At 72.5% G+C, this 20842-nt stretch carries 16 protein-coding genes; 6 read left to right on the top strand and 10 right to left on the bottom strand.

Annotated elements, in window-relative coordinates:
* Positions 1-42 precede the first annotated feature (42 nt).
* On the top strand, positions 43-3357 hold the full coding sequence (locus ACIRPU_RS01545) for a S8 family serine peptidase (protein ID WP_403860174.1): 3315 nt from the start codon (positions 43-45) through the stop codon (positions 3355-3357).
* 120 nt (positions 3358-3477) lie between these two features.
* On the opposite strand, the gene ACIRPU_RS01540 is transcribed toward ACIRPU_RS01545, so the two are convergent.
* Both ACIRPU_RS01540 and ACIRPU_RS01535 read right to left on the bottom strand, forming a co-directional pair.
* Positions 3478-4410: a hypothetical protein gene (locus tag ACIRPU_RS01540; protein ID WP_403860171.1), complete on the bottom strand. Its 933-nt coding sequence runs from the start codon at positions 4408-4410 to the stop codon at positions 3478-3480.
* A gap of 1 nt (position 4411) precedes the next feature.
* Positions 4412-4954 (bottom strand): sigma-70 family RNA polymerase sigma factor, encoded by a 543-nt coding sequence (locus tag ACIRPU_RS01535; protein ID WP_171397279.1) that lies wholly within the window; start codon positions 4952-4954, stop codon positions 4412-4414.
* A 203-nt stretch (positions 4955-5157) separates the two neighbouring features.
* On the opposite strand from ACIRPU_RS01535, the gene ACIRPU_RS01530 reads away from it, so the two are divergent.
* On the top strand, positions 5158-6177 hold the full coding sequence (locus tag ACIRPU_RS01530) for an aspartate-semialdehyde dehydrogenase (protein ID WP_403860168.1): 1020 nt from the start codon (positions 5158-5160) through the stop codon (positions 6175-6177).
* Here ACIRPU_RS01530 and ACIRPU_RS01525 read toward each other — a convergent pair.
* Positions 6164-6655, bottom strand: coding sequence for a DUF1203 domain-containing protein (locus ACIRPU_RS01525; RefSeq protein ID WP_403860165.1), 492 nt, complete (start codon positions 6653-6655; stop codon positions 6164-6166). The genes ACIRPU_RS01530 and ACIRPU_RS01525 overlap by 14 nt on opposite strands.
* Positions 6656-6851: 196 nt before the next feature.
* Between ACIRPU_RS01525 and pepN the strand changes: the two genes are divergently transcribed.
* Positions 6852-9419, top strand: a complete 2568-nt coding sequence (gene pepN, locus ACIRPU_RS01520; protein ID WP_403860162.1) for an aminopeptidase N — start codon at positions 6852-6854, stop codon at positions 9417-9419.
* A 163-nt stretch (positions 9420-9582) separates the two neighbouring features.
* Here the strand turns inward: pepN and ACIRPU_RS01515 are convergent, their stop codons facing one another.
* Positions 9583-10524 carry an EamA family transporter gene (locus ACIRPU_RS01515; protein WP_403860159.1) on the bottom strand — a complete coding sequence of 314 codons (942 nt, stop codon included), beginning with the start codon at positions 10522-10524 and terminating at the stop codon, positions 9583-9585.
* A 152-nt stretch (positions 10525-10676) separates the two neighbouring features.
* On the opposite strand from ACIRPU_RS01515, the gene ACIRPU_RS01510 reads away from it, so the two are divergent.
* The gene (locus tag ACIRPU_RS01510; RefSeq protein ID WP_403860156.1) at positions 10677-11198 is read left to right on the top strand and encodes a MarR family winged helix-turn-helix transcriptional regulator; all 522 of its coding nucleotides are present in this window, start codon (positions 10677-10679) and stop codon (positions 11196-11198) included.
* Positions 11199-11244: 46 nt separating this feature from the next.
* Here ACIRPU_RS01510 and ACIRPU_RS01505 read toward each other — a convergent pair whose 3' ends face one another.
* The 6 genes from ACIRPU_RS01505 to ACIRPU_RS01480 all read right to left on the bottom strand — a co-directional run bounded on the left by ACIRPU_RS01505 (position 11245) and on the right by ACIRPU_RS01480 (position 17841).
* Positions 11245-13149, bottom strand: a complete 1905-nt coding sequence (locus ACIRPU_RS01505) for a hypothetical protein (protein WP_403860153.1) — start codon at positions 13147-13149, stop codon at positions 11245-11247.
* Between the two features lie 150 nt (positions 13150-13299).
* Positions 13300-13581 carry a hypothetical protein gene (locus tag ACIRPU_RS01500; RefSeq protein WP_314225819.1) on the bottom strand — a complete coding sequence of 94 codons (282 nt, stop codon included), beginning with the start codon at positions 13579-13581 and terminating at the stop codon, positions 13300-13302.
* A 151-nt stretch (positions 13582-13732) separates the two neighbouring features.
* Positions 13733-15835: a 4-alpha-glucanotransferase gene (gene malQ / locus ACIRPU_RS01495; protein WP_403860150.1), complete on the bottom strand. Its 2103-nt coding sequence runs from the start codon at positions 15833-15835 to the stop codon at positions 13733-13735.
* Entirely contained in the window at positions 15836-16042 is a 207-nt protein-coding gene (locus ACIRPU_RS01490) for a hypothetical protein (protein ID WP_403860147.1), read from the bottom strand.
* A 386-nt stretch (positions 16043-16428) separates the two neighbouring features.
* The gene (locus ACIRPU_RS01485) at positions 16429-17052 is read right to left on the bottom strand and encodes a putative immunity protein (protein ID WP_403860144.1); all 624 of its coding nucleotides are present in this window, start codon (positions 17050-17052) and stop codon (positions 16429-16431) included.
* A 252-nt stretch (positions 17053-17304) separates the two neighbouring features.
* The gene (locus tag ACIRPU_RS01480) at positions 17305-17841 is read right to left on the bottom strand and encodes an HNH endonuclease (protein WP_062650383.1); all 537 of its coding nucleotides are present in this window, start codon (positions 17839-17841) and stop codon (positions 17305-17307) included.
* Between the two features lie 324 nt (positions 17842-18165).
* Here ACIRPU_RS01480 and ACIRPU_RS01475 point away from each other — a divergent pair, with 324 nt between their 5' ends.
* A complete protein-coding gene (locus ACIRPU_RS01475) occupies positions 18166-19278 on the top strand; it encodes a mechanosensitive ion channel family protein (protein ID WP_403860141.1) in 1113 nt (370 codons plus the stop codon).
* Positions 19279-19547: 269 nt separating this feature from the next.
* Entirely contained in the window at positions 19548-20759 is a 1212-nt protein-coding gene (locus tag ACIRPU_RS01470; RefSeq protein ID WP_403860138.1) for an ROK family transcriptional regulator, read from the top strand.
* Positions 20760-20842: the final 83 nt, after the last annotated feature.

Here is a 20842-nt window from a genome sequence, read left to right as displayed (position 1 = left end):
CTGGTCACGTGGTGCTCGTTCCTTTACCTACAAGGGATGCCGATGACCCTCACCCCTCAGCGTGAACCGATATCGGGCGCAAGACGTGTGGCCCGGATAGCCGTGGCCGCGGGCCTGGTGGCCGCGCTGTCCGCGGCCGGCCCGATACCCATGGCCTTCTCCGCCGACGCCGGCCAGACCCCGGCCGCGGCCGACCCGGGCGCGAAGTCCGCCCACGACAAGCTCGGCTCCGACGACGCCGACCTCCTCGCCGAGGCCAAGGCCGCCGGCGACAAGAACGTCACGCTGATGGTCGCGACCGCCCCCGGCCAGACCGAGCAGGTCGCCAAGGAGCTGGACGCGGTCAAGGGCGGCTCCGTGGGCCAGTCCTACGACAAGGTCGGCTACGTCCGCGCCACCGTCCCGACGGGCAGGGCCGACTCGGCGATCGCCGCCGCCGCCAAGCTGTCCTCGGTGCACGCCATCGACCTGCGGCAGGACATCGTCCTCGACGATCCGACGCCGAGCGCGGACACCGCGAAGGGCGCCAAGTCCGCCGCGAAGACGAAGACCTACTCCGCGCCGAACAAGAACACCCCCGCCGAGAACCCGTACAACCCGTCCTTCGAGACGGGCGCCGTCGACTTCGTGAAGAAGAACCCGAAGGCGGACGGCCGCGGTGTCACCATCGGCGTCCTCGACTCCGGCGTGGACCTGGCGCACCCCGCGCTCCAGAAGACCACCACCGGCGAGCGCAAGATCGTCGACTGGGTGACGGCGACCGACCCGATCCTCGACGGCGACGCCTCCTGGCGTGCGATGACCACCTCCGTGTCCGGGCCGAGCTTCACCTTCGGCGGCCGGACCTGGACGGCGAAGCCCGGGGCCTACCAGGTCAACCTCTTCCGGGAGTCCGCCACCGCGGGCGGCGACGCGAAGGGCGACGTCAACCGCGACGGCGACACCACCGACGCGTGGGGCGTCCTGTACGACGCGGCCGCCGGCACGGTCACCGTCGATGTGAACAACAACGGCGACTTCGCCGACGACACCGCGATGAAGCCGTACAAGGACGGCTACCAGATCGGGTACTTCGGCACCGACAACCCGGCGACCGACGTCGCCGAGCGGCAGCCGTTCGTCGTGCAGATCCGCAAGGACGTGCCGATGGACCCGTACGGCGGCGACTGGGTCGGCAAGAAGGCCGACTTCGCCAACATCGGTCTCATCGCCAGCGAGCACGGCACGCACGTCGCCGGCATCACCGCCGCGAACGGACTGTTCGGCGGCAAGATGAACGGCGCCGCGCCCGGCGCGAAGATCGTCTCCTCCCGCGCCTGCGTCTTCGGCCCGGGCTGCACCAACGTCGCCCTCACCGAGGGCATGATCGACCTGGTCGCCAACCGCGGCGTCGACATCGTCAACATGTCGATCGGCGGTCTGCCGGGTCTGAACGACGGCAACAACGCGCGCGCCGAGCTGTACACGCGCCTCATCGACACCTACGGCGTCCAGCTGGTCATCTCGGCCGGCAACGAGGGCCCCGGCGCCAACACCATCGGCGACCCCGGTCTGGCCGACAAGGTGATCTCGGTCGGCGCGGCCATCTCCAAGGAGACCTGGGCCGCCAACTACGGCTCGCAGGTGACGAAGAAGTACGCGCTGCTGCCCTTCTCCTCGCGCGGCCCGCGTGAGGACGGCGGCTTCACGCCGACGCTCGTCGCCCCGGGCGCCGCGATCAACACCACCCAGACCTGGCTGCCGGGCGCCCCGGTCGCCGAGTCGGGCTACCCGCTGCCGGCCGGCTACTCCATGCTCCAGGGCACCTCGATGGCCTCCCCGCAGGCCGCGGGCGCCTCGGCGCTGCTCATCTCGGCCGCCAAGCAGGCCAAGGTCGCGCTCACCCCGGCGATCCTGCGCACGGCGCTGACCTCGACCGCCGACCACATCAAGGGTCTTCAGGCGTACGAGGAGGGCGCGGGCGCCATCAACATCGTGGACGCCTGGAAGTCCATCAAGAAGGGCGCCACCGCCCACGACTACGCCGTCAAGGCGCCGGTCGACACCGCGCTCGACTTCGCGCTGAAGACGCCGGGCTTCGGCACCGGCATCTACGACCGCGAGGGCGGCCTGAAGGCCGGTCAGAAGAAGACGTACGACGTCACCATCACCCGTACGTCCGGCGCCGACAAGGCGATCCGCCACGAGCTGCACCTCGAGAACAACGCGGCCGGCACCTTCAAGATCCTCGGCTCGGACGAGGTGAAGCTGTCGCTGAACAAGCCGGTGACGGTCAAGATCCAGGCCCAGCCGAAGGCCGCGGGCATCGCCAGCGCGATCCTGGAGGTCGACGACCCGAAGACCGAGGGCCTCGACAAGCAGATCCTCAACACGGTCGTCGTCTCGACCCCGGTGAACTACACGTTCCACGCGTCGAACACCGTGCAGCGCAACAGCTCGCAGTCCTACTTCCTGACCGTACCCGAGGGCGCCAAGGCGTTCGAGGTCGCGATCGGCGGGCTGAAGGACAAGAGCCAGACCCGGTTCATCTCGATCCACCCGTACGGCGTCGGGGTCGAGGACAGCTCCACGATCTACTGCTACAACAACTACCTCGACGGCAACGGCTGCAAGCCCGACGCCCGTTCGTACCAGGACCCGCAGCCCGGGGTCTGGGAGATCGAGGTCGAGTCGCGCCGCACCTCGCCGCTGCTCGACAACCCGTACAAGCTGGACGCCACCGTCTACGGCGCGGCCTTCGACCCGGCGACCGTGACCGTGCCCGAGGCGAAGGTCGGCACCCCGGCCCCCGTCTCGTGGAAGGTCACGAACAACTTCGCCGCCATCGACGGCAAGCTGGCCGGCGGCCCGCTCGGCTCGTCCAAGGCGACCCGCCCGACCATCGCGAACGGCGCGACCGACACCACCACGGTCGAGGTCCCGGCCGGCGCCAAGTCGCTGGACGTCTCCATCGGCAACGTCTCCGACGCCTCCGCCGACCTGGACCTGACGGTCTTCGACGCGGCCGGCAACCAGGTCGCCCAGCAGGCCGACGGTGACTCGGAGGAAGCGGTCTCCATCCCGTCGCCCGCCGCCGGCACGTACACCATCGAGGTCGCGGGCTACTCGGTCCCGGCCGGCACGACGGCGTACGACTACCTGGACGTGTTCTTCTCGTCCTCGCTCGGCACCGTCACCGTCGACGAGTCGACGCCGGTGAAGCTCGGCACGGGCGCCTCGGCGTCGGTCTCCGCGACCGTCACCGCCGCGGCCGCCGCGCCCGAGGGCCGCGCCTTCTTCGGCCAGGTCCAGCTGGTGAACGCGCGGGGCACCGTCGCGGGCATCGGCAACGTGGCCATCGAGAAGGTCACTCCGTAACCGGTACCGGTTGACCGGTCGACCGACGGTGGTCGACCGGTAGGGGCCGACCGGCAGCGGTCGACAGGGGCGGGCGTCCACCGGGGCGCCCGCCCTTCGCCGTGTCACGGCGTGCCCCGCCTACTCGCAGGTGACGCCCTCCGTCTCGGGCAGGGCCCGGGTGAGCGCCTCACGTTCCTGGGCGATGTCGGGCTCGCCGACCGCCCAGACGTCGGGGGTGGTGGACCCCTTCGACAGGGCGACCAGGACGTGGTCGCCCTCGCGCAACAGCGGGTCCATGTCCTCCTCCAGCACGAAGTCGACCTCGGGCCCGCTCCCGGCCGCCGGCCGGTAGGCGTGGGTGACGTGCACGGTGACCCGCTCCCGGGCGGTGCCCGCCACCCGGCCGACGGCGGTGACGTCCCCCTCGACGACGAGCCGGGCGCAGGCCAGATAGCCGGGATCGCCGAGGAGACTCGACCCGTCGCCCGCCGACGCGTCGGCCTTCTCGTCGGAGCCGGCCGCGCTGTCGGCGCTCTTGCTCGACTCGACGCCGGCCACCCCCTGGCCGATCTGGACGACCACCCACCCGCCTCCGAGCACCAGCGCACCGGCGGCGGCCACGCCGGCGAGGCGCAGGGCGAGGGGACGGACCCGGCGCGGTGGACGCGGCCGTCGTACCGGGGCCGGCGCGGGAGCCCGCCTCCGCCCCGGTACGGCGGCCGGGGCGGGCGCGGGGGCCCGCGTCCGCTCGCTCACCGGCTCGGTCAGGACGTCCGCGAGGACGCCGAGCTGCTCGCGCAGGAGCGCCACGTCGGCGGTCGCCGAGCGGTGGGCGGCCAGGTAGGCGGAATCGGCGCGGGCCTCCTCGGAGAGGTCGGAGAGGGGCACGTCGAGGACGGCGGCCATCAACGCGTCCATGCCGTCGTACCCCTCCCGCCCGTCGTGGTCCTCGTACCGATCGTCGTCCCCGTACCGGTCGTGGCTCTCATGCCGGTCCTGGCTCTCGTGAGCGTTGTGGCTCTCGTCGTGCGGTTCGTCTCCGCGTTCGGGTCGTCCGGGTCGGGCGGTCATGTCACACCACCTCGTCTTCGTGCAGGCGGGCGCGCAGGGCCCGGACCGCGGTGTGCAGGCGGCTTTTGACCGTGCCCTCCGGGACGCCCAGCTCCTGGGCGATCGAGCGCACCGGCAGGTCGGCGTAGAAACGCAGGACGAGAACCTGGCGCTGGGCGTCGGGCAGGTCGTCCAGGCCCTGCGCGACGGCGAGGGAGAGCACGCTGGTGTCCTCTCCGGAGGGGTGCTCGTGCTGGCGCAGCGAGGCCAGCCGCTCCCCCAGCCGCTCCTGACGGCGCTTGGCGCGATGCCAGTCCATGGCGAGGTTGGAGGCGACGACCGCCGCCCACGCGGAGACGTCGCGCGGCGTCTCGTACCCCTTCGCCGCGCGCTCCAGGAGCCGCAGGCGGACCTGCTGCACCCCGTCCGGCAGGTCCGCCTGCGGCACCCCGCCCAGCGCGAGCACCGCCCGCACCCGGCGTTCCTGCGCCGCGTCCAGCGGATCGTCGCCCTGTCCGGCCCCGTCCCCCTGGGCGCGCCGGGCTTTTCTGCGCAGCACAGCCACCCCTCCCTACCGCGTTTCCCCTACGACGCCGTGGCGCGCGAAAACGTTCGGTGCGACCGTGGGAAATCCTCGGGAGGCGTACGTCACACCGGCGGGCGTCCCAGTCCTCGAGCATGGTGGGCAAAGAATTGGACAGGTGGGCCGGGGTCGGCCGCATGATGGAAAAAGCCCGTAAAGAGCCGTGAACAGAGCAAGGAGTCACCGTGAGGGTCGGAATCGTCGGAGCCACCGGTCAGGTCGGCACGGTCATGCGCAGGATCCTCAAGGAGCGTGACTTCCCCGTCACGGAGCTGCGTCTGTTCGCGTCGGCGCGTTCGGCGGGGACGGTCCTGGACGGCGTGACGGTGGAGGACGCGGCGACGGCCGACTACGCGAACCTCGACATCGTCCTGTTCTCCGCCGGCGGCGCGACCTCGCGGGCGCTGGCCGAGAAGGTCGCCGCGCAGGGCCCGGTCGTGATCGACAACTCGTCGGCGTGGCGCAAGGACCCCGAGGTGCCGCTGGTCGTCTCCGAGGTGAACCCGCACGCGATCGTGGACCGCCCCAAGGGCATCATCGCCAACCCGAACTGCACGACGATGGCCGCGATGCCGGTCCTGAAGCCGCTGCACGCGGAGGCCGGTCTGGAGGCGCTGGTCGTCGCGACGTACCAGGCGGTGTCCGGCTCGGGCCTCGCGGGCGTGGCGGAGCTGCACGGGCAGGCGCAGAAGGTCGTGCCCGACGCGGACCGGCTGACGCACGACGGCGAGGCGGTCGACTTCCCGGAGCCGCAGGTCTACAAGCGTCCCATCGCCTTCAACGTGATCCCGCTCGCGGGCTCGGTCGTCGAGGACGGCCTGAACGAGACCGACGAGGAGCAGAAGCTCCGCAACGAGTCCCGCAAGATCCTGGAGATCCCCGGGCTGAAGGTCTCCGGCACCTGTGTGCGCGTCCCGGTCTTCTCCGGCCACTCGCTCCAGGTCAACGCCCGTTTCGCGCGCCCGATCAGCGCCGAGCGCGCGACGGAGCTGCTGGGCGGCGCCCCGGGCGTGGCCCTCTCCGACATCCCGACCCCGCTCCAGGCGGCCGGCAAGGACCCGTCGTTCGTGGGCCGCATCCGCGAGGACGAGACCGTGGAGCACGGTCTCGCCCTGTTCATCTCCAGCGACAACCTCCGCAAGGGCGCGGCCCTGAACGCGGTGCAGATCGCGGAGCTGGTGGCGGCCGAACTCAGGTCCGCCTGACCTCGTAGAGGAAACAGCCGTACTCGACGGCCCGGACGTGCACGAACGCCACGTCCGGGTCGTCGAACGCGTTCCGGAACGCCTCGTCGAGCCCGCCGGCGCCGACGAGCGCGCCGCCCAGGATGCGGCCCTCGGCCGAGTACCGCCGCACGGTGCGGTGCGCCTGGGCGAAGGGGTACCCGTCCCCGGCGAATCCGGCGCAGCCGTCGGCGTGGACGAACACGGGCCCCTGCTCGTCATAGGCCCCCGGGTCGACGCCCGCCCCGGCCGCCCATCGACGCAGCGGCGCGTACGAGACGAGCGCGATCCGCTCCCCCACGGCACTGCGTCGCAGACAGCACCGCAGCGGGGCGCCGCCCTCCTCGTCGGTGAAGGAGGCCGTGCGCCGTCCGGCGTCGTCGACGACCCGGAGCTCGTCGAGCACACCATCCGGGACGGCCCGTGGCGCCCAGGCCACGTCGTTCACTGTGAAGGTCATACCTCCACCCTGGCGCCGGGCGGCCGAGGAGACCGGCGGCTTTTGGACGTCACGTTCGGGAGCGGTCCCGGCCACGTCCGCCGAGCGGACCAGCACCTCGGCGGACGGACGGGCCGGCCGCCCATAAGGTCGTCGCCTCAGGCAGGCGTCCCGTGGAAGGATGACGCAACCGACACATATCCGAGGAGATGACCGCGTGCCTGGCACAAACCTGACTCGCGAAGAGGCGCAGCAGCGGGCGAAGCTGCTCACCGTTGACTCGTACGAGATCGATCTCGACCTGTCCGGCGCGCAGGAGGGAGGGACCTACCGGTCCGTCACGACGGTGCGCTTCGACGTCGCGGAGGGGGACGCGGAGTCCTTCATCGACCTGGTGGCGCCCACCGTCCACGAGGTCACGCTGAACGGGGACACGCTCGACGCGGCGGCGCTCTTCAAGGACTCCAGGATCGCGCTGCCGGGCCTGCTGGAGGGCCGTAACGTCCTGCGGGTCGTCGCGGACTGCGCGTACACCAACACCGGCGAGGGTCTGCACCGGTTCGTCGACCCGGTCGACGAACAGGCCTACCTGTACACGCAGTTCGAGGTGCCGGACGCCCGCCGCGTCTTCGCGTCGTTCGAGCAGCCGGACCTCAAGGCCACGTTCCAGTTCACCGTGAAGGCGCCGTCCGGCTGGACCGTCATCTCCAACTCCCCGACGCCCGAGCCCAAGGACGACGTCTGGGCCTTCGAGCCGACCCCGCGGATCTCCAGCTACATCACCGCGCTCATCGTCGGGCCGTACCACAGCGTCCACAGCGTGTACGAGAAGGACGGGCAGTCGGTGCCCCTCGGCATCTACTGCCGGCCCTCCCTCGCCGAGTACCTCGACTCGGACGCGATCTTCGAGGTCACGCGGCAGGGCTTCGACTGGTTCCAGGAGAAGTTCGACTACGCGTACCCGTTCAAGAAGTACGACCAGCTGTTCGTGCCGGAGTTCAACGCGGGCGCGATGGAGAACGCGGGCGCGGTCACCATCCGGGACCAGTACGTGTTCCGGTCGAAGGTGACCGACGCGGCGTACGAGCTGCGCGCGGAGACGATTCTGCACGAGCTGGCCCACATGTGGTTCGGCGACCTGGTCACCATGGAGTGGTGGAACGACCTGTGGCTGAACGAGTCGTTCGCCACGTACACCTCCATCGCCTGCCAGGCGTACTACCCGCAGTCGCGCTGGCCGCACTCGTGGACCACGTTCGCCAACTCCATGAAGACCTGGGCGTACCGGCAGGACCAGCTGCCGTCCACCCACCCGATCATGGCCGAGATCCGCGACCTGGACGACGTCCTCGTCAACTTCGACGGCATCACCTACGCCAAGGGCGCGTCCGTCCTGAAGCAGCTCGTGGCGTACGTCGGCATGGACGAGTTCTTCGCGGGCGTGCAGGCCTACTTCAAGCGGCACGCGTTCGGCAACACGCGCCTGTCCGACCTGCTCGGCGCGCTGGAGGAGACCTCCGGCCGTGACCTCGGCACCTGGTCGCAGAAGTGGCTCCAGACCGCCGGCATCAACGTCCTCCGTCCCGAGATCGAGACGGACGCCGAGGGCGTCATCACGTCCTTCGCGATCCGCCAGGAGGCCCCGGCGCTCCCGGCCGGCGCCAAGGGAGAGCCGACCCTGCGCCCGCACCGCATCGCCGTCGGTCTGTACGAACTCGACGCCGACAGCGGCAAGCTGGTGCGCGATGAGCGCGTGGAGCTGGACATCGACGGCGAGCTGACGGCCGTACCGCAGCTGGTCGGCAAGCGCCGTCCGGAGGTCGTCCTGCTCAACGACGACGACCTGTCGTACGCCAAGGTCCGCCTCGACGAGCAGTCGCTCGCCTTCGTCACCGAGCACCTCGGCGACTTCGAGGCGTCCCTGCCGCGCGCCCTGTGCTGGGCGTCCGCCTGGGACATGACCCGGGACGGCGAACTGCCCACCCGCGACTACCTGTCCCTGGTGCTCTCCGGCATCGGCAAGGAGTCCGACATCGGGTTGGTCCAGTCGCTGCACCGCCAGGTCAAGCTGGCCATCGACCTGTACGCCGCCCCGGCCACCCGCGAGGCCCTGCTGACCCGCTGGACGGACGCCACGCTGGCGCATCTGCGGTCCTCGGCGGCGGGCAGCGACCACCAGCTGGCGTGGGCGCGCGCGTTCGCGGCCACCGCTCGTACGCCGGAGCAGATCGACCTCCTGGAGTCGCTGCTCGACGGAGGCCAGACGATCGAGGGCCTGGCCGTCGACACCGAGCTGCGCTGGGCGTTCGTCCAGCGGCTGGTGGCCGTGGGGACCTTCGACGAGGCGGACATCGCCGCCGAGTACGAGCGGGACAAGACGGCCGCCGGTGAGCGGCACGCGGCGACCGCGCGGGCCGCCCGCCCGACCCCGGAGGCCAAGGCCGAGGCGTGGGCGTCGGTCGTGGACTCCGACGAGCTGCCGAACGCCGTGCAGGAGGCGGTCATCGGCGGCTTCGTCCAGACCGACCAGCGTGAGCTGCTCGCGCCGTACACGGACCGGTACTTCGAGGTCGTCAAGGGCATCTGGGACTCCCGTTCGCACGAGATCGCCCAGCAGATCGCGATCGGCCTCTACCCGGCGGTCCAGGTCTCCCGGGAGACCCTGGACAAGACGGACGCCTGGCTGGCCTCGGCCGAGCCGAACGCGGCCCTGCGCCGCCTCGTCTCCGAAGCCCGCGCGGGCGTGGAGCGCGCGTTGAAGGCCCAGGCGGCCGACGCGCAGTAGTCCGGCGGTCCTTTACGCGACAGAGGGCGCCCGGTGCCACACCGGGCGCCCTCTGCCATGCCTGCCCTGTCCGGTCCTGTCCTGTCCTGTCCTGCGATGCCATGCCGGAGGTCGGGTCAGGTCGGGCTGGGCCGCGTAGGGTCGGGTCGGGGGCTGGTCTCGCTCACCGTCGGAGCGCCGGACCCGTCACCTCCGGCCGGTCCCCGTCTTCGCGGGCGTTGCTCCCCGCGGGCCCGAAGGTGCGTACGGTCCCTGCGCCGGCCCTCAGCTGGCCCGCCACCGTCGCGCCGAACGCCAGCGCCATACCCGTCAGCTGTACCGGTGTCAGCGCCTGGCCGAGGGCGGCCCAGCCGACGACGGCCGCGGTCAGCGGGGAGAGCGGGCCGAGGAAGGTGACCTGGGTGGCGGTGAGCCGGCCGATGCCGCGGAACCAGAGCCAGTACGAGACCGCCGTGTTCGCCAGGGCGAGGTAGAGGTAGCCGCCGACGGCGCGGCCGTCCAGGGCGGGCGGGGCGCCCTCGACGAGGAAGGCGAGCGGGGCGATGAGCAGGCCGCCCGCGGTGAGCTGCCAGCCGGCGAGGGCGAGCGGACCGACGCCGGCCGGGCGGCCCCACCGCTTGGTGAGGACCGTGCCGGTGGACATCGAGGCGGTGGAGGCGAGCGCCGCGAGTACGCCGAGCGTGTCCAGGGCCCCGGCCGCCTTCAGCACGACCAGGCTGACGCCGAACGCGGCCACGACCCCGGCCACCACGGTCCGGACGGTCGGCCGCCGGCCCAGCAGCGGCGCCGAGAGCCCGACGACGAACAGCGGTCCGATCGAGCCGACGACAGCCGCCAGGCCGCCGGGCAGCCGGTAGGCGGAGAGGAAGAGGAGCGGGAAGAAGGCGCCGATGTTCAGCGCGCCGAGTATCGCGGCCTTCCCCCACCAGACGCCGCGCGGCAGGGCCCGGCCGAGGGCGAGCAGCAGCAGCCCGGCGGGCAGGGCCCGCATCAGCCCGGTGAACAGGGGGCGGTCGGCGGGGAGGAACTCGGTGGTGACCGCGTACGTGGTGCCCCAGGAGACCGGGGCGAGAGCGGTGAGCAGGACGGTCGTGGACCTCTTCATGAGATTAGCTTAGCGCTAAGCGACTTAGCGTCAAGCGGATCACCCGTGATCTGCTTAGCCGTGAGTCACCTAGCGGTGATCCGCTTAGCAATAGTCCGCTTAGCGTCGAGCCACTTTCTCGTGGGTGAGCGGAATCGGGGGATACTCGTCCCATGAGCAGCCCGCAGCCCCCGCGCAAGGACCCCGTCGACGCGATCATCGAGCAGTGGGCGACGGTCCGGCCGGATCTCGACACGGGCGCCATGGAGGTCTTCGGCCGGATCTCCCGGCTCTCGCGCGCGATGGGCGACCGGCTGGAGAAGGCGTACGCGGCTCTCGGCATCGGACGCGGCGAGTTCGACGTACTCGCCACCCTGCGCCGCTCCGGCGAGCCCTACACGCTCTCACCCCGCGAGCTGTCGGCGACGCTCATGCTCACCACCGGAGGCATGACGGGCCGCCTCGACAAACTGGAACGGGCCGCGCTGCTGCGCCGCTCCCCCGACCCGCACGACCGCAGGGGCCTCCAGGTGACGCTGACCGAGAAGGGTCTCGAGCTGGTCGACCGGGCGGTCGGCGCGGGCCTCGCCGCCCAGACCGAGGCCCTGACCGCCGCCCTGGACACCGAACGGGCCGATCAACTCGCCGGGCTGCTGCGCGAGTTGCTGTCGACGACGGAGACGCCGAGAAGCTGAGCCGGGTCCGAACGGGGAGCCGGGCGAGGGCCGGACGGGGAGCCGGTCAGTCGTCGAAGGGCCAGGTGTAGCCGAGCTCTTCGGCGCGCTTCCGGGTGCCGCCGCTCACCCGGCCGTACTTCTTCGGGTCCTCCTCGGCCAGGCGGCGCAGGGCGACGGCGGCCTGCGCCTCGGGCGGGGTGCCGTCGTCCGGCACCGTCCAGCGGAACACGAGAGGGTCGCCTTCCGGGCGCCCCGCGCCGAGCCCCGGCTGGTACCAGAAGTGCACCTGGACGACGTCCGGGTCCTCCGTGCCGGTGCTGGTCCAGCCCCGGCGCGCGTCCCACCGGCTCAGCAGGTCCGGCCGTTCGACCAGCCCCGCCTTGATCAGCCGGGCCACCGCGCGGGCCCGCCAGGACCAGGCCCGGTCACCCTCCGCGCGAGCGATCTCCGCGTCGTAGGCGGTGGCGTCGAACCGAAGGGCCGGGAGTTCGGGCGCGGGCCCCCGGATGCCCGGCGGGGGCGGCCGCCGCCAGTCCTCCCACACGACCCGGTCGCCGTCGCGGCGGATGGTGACGTGGAGCGCGCCGCAGCAGCCCTCGCCGCACCAGGCCTCCGCCAGCCGCACCCGGCGGGGCTCCGGGGTGGCCCGCAGCAGACCCTCGTCGAGGAGGAGCTCCGGGCTGAGCGCGGGACCGTGCGCGAAGACCGCGGGGACGAGGGGCCGCCCGTCCACGAGGATGCGGGTCTCGACCGGCCCCCGGTCCACGGGGTCTCCGGCCACGATCTCGATGCGCAGCCCGCTGTCGGGCGCGGCGGGGCGAGTGAACGGCCGCCGTCCGGTACGCCGGATCCAGCCCGCCCGGAGCCGCCGGTCCGCGTCGGCCGAGCGCTCCGCGTCGAGGTCGGCCAGGACGGTCCAGGAGGGTTCGGCCAGCAGCCGGCCGAGGGATCCCAGGAGCGTCTCGCGGCAGCCGGAGGGCCAGTCCAGCAGCGCTCCGGGGCCGCTGCTCAGATCGAGGGCGAGGGAGAGAAGAGTGGCGTGCTGTTCGAGGGTCGGCGGCAGGAGACCGGCCCGGGTGACAACGGTTTCGTACACGGCGGGTGCCTCGCGGTAGGTGAGAAGTTCGGTCACGTCGTCGCTCGCGCACGCCATCCGGACGAGCAGCCGGGCCGCCCGGGCGAGCAGGGCAGGGTCGGCGGGACGCTCGGCGAGCAGGTCGGGCAACCCGGCGGCTTCCGCGATACGGCGGGCGGTCGCGGCGCCGAGGAAACGGGGTTCGGCACGGAAGGCCACCAGTTCCGAGCGGATGGCCGGTACGTTCCCCGTCCCCAACGCATGGACGAGCGGCCGCAGTTCGCCGCGGCGCACGGAGGTCACGAGCCAGAGGACGGCGGCGGACCGACGGTCGAGGGCGTCGAGGGCCTGGACGGCCGGCCCGGTGAGCGACCGGAGCAGGCCGAGGGTGGAGAGATACGGGACGTCCTCGGGCTCGCCGAGGCGGGTGAGAAGGGCGAGGCCCGCGGTGACGGCTGGCACGGTGCTGCCGCTCCGGGTCAGCTCCCTGGCCAGGGAGCGGGCGGTGGCGTGTTCGTCGGACGGCAGCGGCAGGGCGGCGACGGCCGACTGGATCAGGCGCCGGTGGCGGCCCCGGACGCCGAGTTCGGCGAAGCGGCGGTGCAGGGTCGCGGAATCCTCCGGCAGCGGGTTCAGCGCCTCCCGGATGACATCCGCCGCCTCCCCGCGGGACAGCCGGGTCTCACGGGGCTCCGAAGGAGACTCCACGGGGGGCTCCGACGGGAGGTCGGCGGGGAATTCGGTGCGGAGACCGGCGGGAAGACCGGGGAGATCGGTGCGGAGGTCGGCGGGGAGGTCGAAGCCGCGGCCGGGCGGGAGCCCGTCCGGCGACTCCTGCCGCAGGCGGAGCACCTGGTCGTACAGGGCGGACGGCGGCACAGCCGGGGCGCTCACCGAGCGGTGTGGAACTCGATTCGGCAGGTCATGCACAGGAGCCTGTCAGCCCGGCCCACGACCTGTCGACGCAATTAGCCGACGTGTATCCAACGGCACCCCACCCCTCGGGCCCGTATCCGGGCTGGGAGTCAGGGGGGGGCCGACGAGCTAGGCCTTGGCCTTCGCCTGGCCCTTGACGGTGATGTTGGAGCTGGTGGTGTCGCCCCGGTCCTTCGACTTGTCCAGGACCCACACCAGGCCGGCGATCAGCGCGAACAGCGCGAGGGGGGCCACCACATAGAGGCCCAGCGTCTCGCCGACGCTCAGACCCGGGCCGGGGTCGTCACCGTCGTCGCGGGTCAGCGCGAGCGCGGGGGACGACATGAGCAGCATCATCAGCGTCGTACCGGCAGCCAGGGCGCCGGCGCGCAGGGCGTTCTTCTTGTCCACGGTGCCCAAGTTAGCGAACGGTGTCGGGGAGCGCGCGCCCGGGGTGCCGTATGAGGCGCGGGGCGCTCGTGCGGCCGTCCCGGAGGCTGCCGCCGCCGAACCCCGGCCGGGGCGCCGAAAGGCCCCCTCCGCCCCGCTCTCGTACTCCCGTTCAGGCACCCGCAGAGGAGCTGCCTCCGGGCGGGCCGGGCTCCTCCCGCAGTACCTCGATCAGCGCCCGCAGCCTCGGCGAGGCCGCCAACTCCTCCAGGGTCACCGGGCGGCCCGTCGCGTCCGCGATCGGCAGCCGCCAGTTCGGATACTGGTCCCAGGTGCCGGGGAGGTTCTGCGGGCGGCGGTCGCCGACGCCGTCCGGGAGCCAGACGCCGATCATGCGGGCGGGGGTGCGCAGCAGGAAACGGTGGACGGCCTGGACCTCGGCCTCCTCCGAGGAGAGGTCGCTGCCGCCGCCGATGCCGGCCAGCAGTCCCAGACGGGTGAGCAGGCCCAGCCACTCCGCCGTGTCGTTGGCCGCTTCGGCGCGCTCCTCCTCCACGGACCGGGCCAACAGGCCCAGCCGGTCACGGAGTTCGACGTGCTCGCCGGTGAGCCGGGCGGCGGTGGACGGCAGGTCGTGCGTCGTGGCGGTGGCCAGGCAGTCGTCGCGCCAGCGGTCGGGGGGCAGGGGGCTCCCGTCGCCGTCCCAGTCCCGTTCGAACCACAGCACGGACGTACCGAGCACCCCCCGTTCGCGCAGCGTCTCCCGCACGCCCGGCTCGACGGTGCCCAAGTCCTCGCCGATCACCACCGAACCGGCCCGGGAGGCCTCCAGCACCAGGACGGCGAGCATGGCCTCGGCGTCGTAGCGGACGTACGCACCCTCGGTCGGCGGCTCGCCCTGCGGGACCCACCAGAGGCGGAACAGGCCCATGACGTGGTCGATGCGCAAGGCGCCGGCGTACCGGAAGAGGGCCTTGAGGAGCCGCCGGTAGGGGGCGTAGCCGGAGGCGGCCAGCCGGTCCGGGCGCCAGGGCGGCAGGCCCCAGTCCTGGCCACGCGCGTTGAAGGCGTCCGGCGGGGCGCCCACCGACATACCGGCGGCGAAGTACTCCTGCTGCGCCCACGCGTCCGCGCCCTCGGGGTGCACGCCGACCGCCAGGTCGTGCACGATCCCGACGGGCATGCCCGCCTCGCGCGCGGCGCGCTGGGCGGCGGTGAGCTGGGCGTCGGTGAGCCAGGCGAGGCGGGAGTGGAAGTCGACGCGGTCCATCAGCTCGCGGCGGGCGCGGGTGGTCTCGGCGGAACGCGGGTCCTGGAGCCCGGTCGGCCACCGCCGCCACTGCGACCCGTGCACCTCGGCGAGCGCGCACCAGGTGGCGTGGTCCTCCAGGGCCTGGCCCTGTTCGGCGAGGAAGTCGCAGTAGGCGGCGCTGCGGCCGGGCCCGAGCGGTACCCGGGCGACCAGCTCCAGCGCCTCCCGCTTCAGCTCCCACACGGCGTCCCGGTCGATCAACTCGCCCTTTTCCAGGACGGCTTCGCGCAGTCGTGCGGCGCGTTCGAGCAACGCGGAACGCGGATCCCCGTCGTCCCGGACGTATGCGAACTCGGGGACGTCCTCGACCCGCAGATGCACCGGGTCGGGGAAGCGGCGCGAGGAGGGACGGTACGGGGAGGGGTCGGTCGGGGTGCCGGGCACGGCCGCGTGCAAGGGGTTGACCTGCACGAACCCGGCGCCGAGTGCGCGTCCCGCCCAGGCGGTCAGCTCGCCGAGGTCACCGAGGTCGCCCATGCCCCAGGAGCGCCGGGAGAGGAGCGAGTACAGCTGGACGAGGAGTCCGTACGAGCGTCCCGTGGGCGTGGGCAGGCGGGGCGGGGCGACGACGAGATGGGCGCGGCCGGTCCGCCCGTCGGGCGCGGTGACCGTCAGCTGATGCACCCCGAGCGGGAGTTCCTCGACGGAGTCGCGGGACTCGCCCTGCTCGGTCTCCACCCGTAGGCCGGTGCCCTCGGGCAGTGCGGCGAGCGCTTCGCAGGGGCTCCCGCGCCAGCACACCACGGTCGGCGGCAGCAGCCGCTCGCGCAGTTCCCGTTCCCGGGCGGCGAGCGCGGCACGCACGGCCTTCGGGGTGCCCGCGTCGACGCCGAGGGCGGCCAGGGCGCGGGTGACGGCACCGGCCGAGGCCGTGACCGTGCGGTCCGGGGAGGGCTGGTAGGAGGTGGCGACGCCATGCAGCACGGCGAGCCGGGCGAGCTCCTCTCCGGGGGGCACGGTCATCTAGGGCCTCGTGGAGTCGGAGTCCGCGACGGCGAGCGGCGGCTCGCTGGTCAGGGGCTCGGCGTCGGGCAGCGGGGGTTCGCTGGTCAGCGGGGGTTCGGCGTAGGTGCCCTCGGCGCTGAAGTCGGAGAAGCGGGGGTCTTCGAGCTCGACGGGGGTGGCGGCGGAGTGTTCCGCCAGGCGTTTGGAGCGGGCCGGTGCGATCACCGTGGCCTCCTCATCAGTACGGCATCGGATACCCCAGCCCTACCCAGCGGACGCGGGGACAGACGTCCTCACGTCATTACACGCCGCCGTCCCCTCCCACGGCCCGCGCCGACACGGCGAACCGACACACCGAAACGCCGATGCACGACGGGCACACCACGGCAGCCCCGGCACACACGGCACACACGGCAGTCACGGCAGTCACGGCAGTCACGGCAGTCACGGCACACGACGAACGAGACCGCCGTGCGAGGCGCGGGGCGCGGTTCCCGGCCGGGCCCCATGCTCTAGACCACCCTCCGCCCGCTCTCCGACCGCCCTCCGCCCGCCCTCCGCCCGGTCTCCACCCGTCCTCAGGCAGCTCTCGAGTCGCCCTCCGGCCGCCCTCAGGCGCGCAGAGCGGCGTCGAGAGCGCGTAGGAGTTCTCCCACCCGCCCGCCTCCGGGAGGTGCGGCCGGCAGCCGGCCGAGCACCGCGGCCACCGCCGCCGGCGCGTGATGGCATGCCCACTCCAGGGTCCCCACCCCGACTGGGCTCCCCCCGGCGGCAGCGCTCCCCCCGATGGCAGCGCTCCCCGCGGTGACCGGCCGGGCTTCCCCCGCTGCCAGCTCTTCCGCTCGCGCCGCGTGGGCCGCCGCACCGAGGATGTGCTTCACCTGATGAGCGTTCGCCAGGGGATGCAGATACGCGGCGGCGGCCGCGTGACTCGCCGCTCGTGCAGCGTCGACCGCGGCAGGTGCGGTGGGTGAGGCAGATGAGGTGGGTGAGGCAGGTGAGGCGGCCTCCTGCGCCGCCCGGTACGCCGCCCACGCGCTCTGCCGCAGGGCGCCCGTGCGCCGGCCGCCCCTGGCGAATGCGTCCGCCGCTGCGACGGCGTCGCGCGGGCGCGGGTCCGTGGGAAGGCTCTGTTCGAAGATCGGCAGCGCTCTGCGCGCGCAGTCGGCCGCGTAGCCCGCGATCTCACGCAGTTCGTGTTCGGTCAGCTCGATCTTGTCCGACGTGGTGGGCACGGCCCCATCCTGCCGCCGCCCGAACCCCGCAGACCAGACCAGCGCCCCTCAGACCAGCGCCACTCAGACCCCACTCAGGCCTGCGCGCCGTTCAGACCCGCACGCCGCTGCGACCCGCGCCGTTCGGACCGGCACGACGATTCGGCCCCGGGGGCACAGGAGACCCCCGGAGCCGGTCACAGCCGGCTCCTGATCCGGGCCGTGGTGACGCGGTGCGACAACGCGGGCGACGCAATACGAAGACCCGGGTCGTCAGGCGGAGATGCCGTCGATCCGGGCCAGAGCGTCGTCCGCGCCGTACGGCTGCAAGTACGGCAGCCAGCGCGGGTCCCTATGCCCGGTGCCGATGATGCGCCAGGCGAGTCCGGACGGGGGAGCGGGTTTGTGGCGCAGCCGCCAGCCGATCTCGACGAGGTGCCGATCGGCCTTGGTGTGGTTGCAGCGACGGCAGGACGCCACGACGTTGTCCCACACGTGTTTGCCTCCGCGACTGCGCGGGACGACGTGGTCGACGCTGGTTGCGACGCCACCGCAGTACATGCACCGGCCCCCGTCCCGGGCGAAGAGCGCCCGACGGGTCAGAGGAACGGGCCCCCGATAGGGAACCCGGACGAATCGCTTGAGCCGGACCACGCTGGGTGCGGGGACTGTGACGGTCGCGCTGTGCAGGAAGGCGCCGGATTCCTCGAGGGAGATCGCCTTGTTCTCCAGGACGAGGACGAGCGCGCGGCGGAGCGGTACGACGCCGAGCGGCTCGTACGACGCGTTGAGGACCAGGACATGCGGCACGGATGCCTCCTTGGGCGTCGGCGGCGCGTGGCTCGCGCCGGGACGATCTGTGGTCAGTGTCCCCTCTTGCCTGGTGGACGCGCCACCATGTCCCGGTAACGGGCTGGGAGTGTTTTCGACCACACCCTGTCGTCTCCCCAGGATCATGGCCTGTTCAAGCCCAGGTGAGGACCGTCTCTCCTTCACGGAACCGGCCGGACCACACACAATGCCCCGTTAGTGTGGTGGTTCTGCCCGTCCGGTGACCTTTCCGTGACCTTGCAGCGCGTGTCGTCCTTGACCGCCGCACCGAATGGGGCAGTGCAGCACCTGGAGGTACCTGCCGTGTCCTTGCCCGCCGTCCTACTGGCCGCCGACGCGTCGCCGTCGCCGACTCCCTCGGAGTCGCCGACCGCGGTGACCGTCCCGTCCCTCCAGGACGCCCAGGAGAGCGCGACGAACGCGGCCAGCTGGGTCGAGCAGAACTGGTCGACCTGGCTGGCGATCGGTCTGCGCGTCCTGCTGATCCTGGTGATCGCGGTGGTGCTGAGAGTGGTGGTGCAGCGGTCGGTCACCAAGCTGATCGACCGGATGAACCGCACCGTCTCCTCGGTCGACGGCACGGCGCTGGGCGGGCTGCTGGTCAACAACGAGCGGCGGCGTCAGCGCTCGCAGGCGATCGGCTCGGTGCTGCGTTCGGTGGCGAGTTTCGTGATCCTCGGCACGGCCGCCCTGATGGTGCTGGGCACCTTCGAGATCAATCTGGCCCCGCTGCTGGCCTCCGCCGGTGTCGCGGGTGTGGCGATCGGTTTCGGCGCGCGCAACCTGGTCACGGACTTCCTCTCCGGTGTGTTCATGATCCTGGAGGACCAGTACGGCGTCGGCGACCAGATCGACGCGGGCGTGGCCACCGGTGAGGTCATCGAGGTGGGGCTGCGCGTGACGAAGCTGCGCGGCGCCAACGGTGAGATCTGGTACGTCCGCAACGGCGAGGTCAAGCGGATCGGCAACCTCTCGCAGGGCTGGGCGACGGCCGGCGTCGACGTGACCGTCAAGGCGTCCGAGGACCTCGACCTGGTCAAGGCCACCCTGGACGAGGTCGCCGAGAAGATGAGCAAGGAGGAGCCCTGGAACGAGCTCCTGTGGAGCCCGATCGAGGTGCTCGGCCTGGACAGCGTGCTGCTCGACTCGATGGTCGTCCGCGTCTCCGCGAAGACGATGCCCGGCAAGGCCCTGGTCGTCGAGCGGGAGCTGCGCTGGCGCGTCAAGCGCGCCTTCGACGCGGCCGACATCCGCATCGTGGGCGGCGCGACCGCCACCGTCACGGAGGACCCGGCCGATCCGACGGCTGGGGTCGCGGCCCCGTCGGCGTTCTCCAACGCGGACTCGCCGCAGGTCGCGGCGGCGGCGCCGATCGCGCAGCCCCGGACGGCGGCCCCGGCCACGCCGGCGAAGTAGCGCGTACGCCGGAAGGCCGTACCCGGAAGGCCGTACTCGGAAAGCCCCGGGTACGGCCTTCCGGCTTTTCCGGGCCCCGACGAACGCCACGCCCCCGGTAACGACTCTGTTGCCTCGGGGGCGTTTCCCATTTCACTCCTTGACGTCCCCTTCGTGACGGGTCTACGTTCCTGCCAGCCGATAGGAAACTTTCCTAACAGTAGCCGGATGTGGACTTGCGTCCGGCGGACTTGAGAAGCTGGGCAGTTCAGAAAGGCAGGTGTCGACCCATGGCAGGAACCGCCGGTACGCCGGGCACCCCGCGCGTCCTGCGCGCCATGAACGACCGCGCCGCCCTCGACCTCCTGCTGGCGCACGGCCCCCTGTCCCGCACCCGCATCGGCAAGCTCACCGGCCTGTCGAAGCCCACCGCCTCACAGCTGCTGGCCCGGCTGGAGGCGGCGGGACTGGTGCTCGCGACCGGCACCACCGAGGGACGCCCCGGCCCCAACGCCCAGCTGTACGAGGTCAACCCGGCCGCCGCGTACGCCGCGGGGCTCGACGTCACCCCCGAACGCGTCCTGGCGGCCGTCGCCGACGCCGCCGGCCGGACCGTGGGCGGGTTCGAGGTGCCCACACCCGGCCGCAAGACCGCCGACGCCGTCGTACGGCAGGTCACCGACGCCCTCGACGGCGCGGTGAAGGCCGCGGGCCTCACCCGGGACGACGTGCGACGGCTCGTCGTCGCCACCCCCGGCGCCTTCGACCCCACCACCGGTCGTCTGCGCTACGCCTCCCACCTGCCCGGCTGGCACTCCCCCGCGCTGCTCGACGATCTCGCCGCGGCCCTGCCGATGCCGGTCGAGTACGAGAACGACGTCAACCTCGCCGCCGTCGCCGAGCAGCGCCTGGGCGCGGCACGCGGGCACGAGGACTTCGTCCTGCTGTGGAACGAAGGCGGTCTCGGCGCCGCCCTCGTCCTCGGCGGCCGACTGCACCGCGGCTGGACCGGCGGCGCCGGGGAGGTCGGTTTCCTGCCGGTTCCGGGCGCACCCCTGGTGCGGCAGGTGACGAAGGCCAACAGCGGCGGCTTCCAGGAGCTCGCGGGCTCCCAGGCCGTCCCCCGGCTGGCCCGGGAGCTCGGCGTCACCGACATCCCGTCCGGGCCGTACGCCGAGGTCGCCGCCGCGCTCGTCGAGCGGGCCGCCGCCGAGGACACCCCTCTGCACCGGCAGCTGCTCCAGACGTACGCGACCCGGCTCGCGACCGGTCTCGCCTCGCTCGTCTCCGTACTCGACCCCGAGCTCGTCGTCCTCAGCGGCGCCTCCCTGACGGCCGGCGGCGAGGTGCTGCGCGCCCTCGTCCAGGACGAGCTGGAGGAACTGGCCGCGTCCCGGCCGAAGTTGGTCATGAGCGACGTCACCGAGCGGCCCGTGCTGCGCGGCGCGCTGGAGAGCGCGCTGGCGGCCGCCCGCGACGAGGTCTTCGACACCTCGCGCTAGCCGCACCACCACCCACTCCCGCCAACCCGCACCTCACCCCTCTCCTCACGTCCCTCACCCCCCTGCTTCCCCCCGCTCCACTG

Origin of the sequence: Streptomyces sp. NPDC102259 (assembly GCF_044766465.1) — a bacterium.
GTDB lineage: Bacteria > Actinomycetota > Actinomycetes > Streptomycetales > Streptomycetaceae > Streptomyces.
Note: the sequence above shows the minus strand (reverse complement) of the source record. Positions and strands in the feature narration are given on the sequence as shown.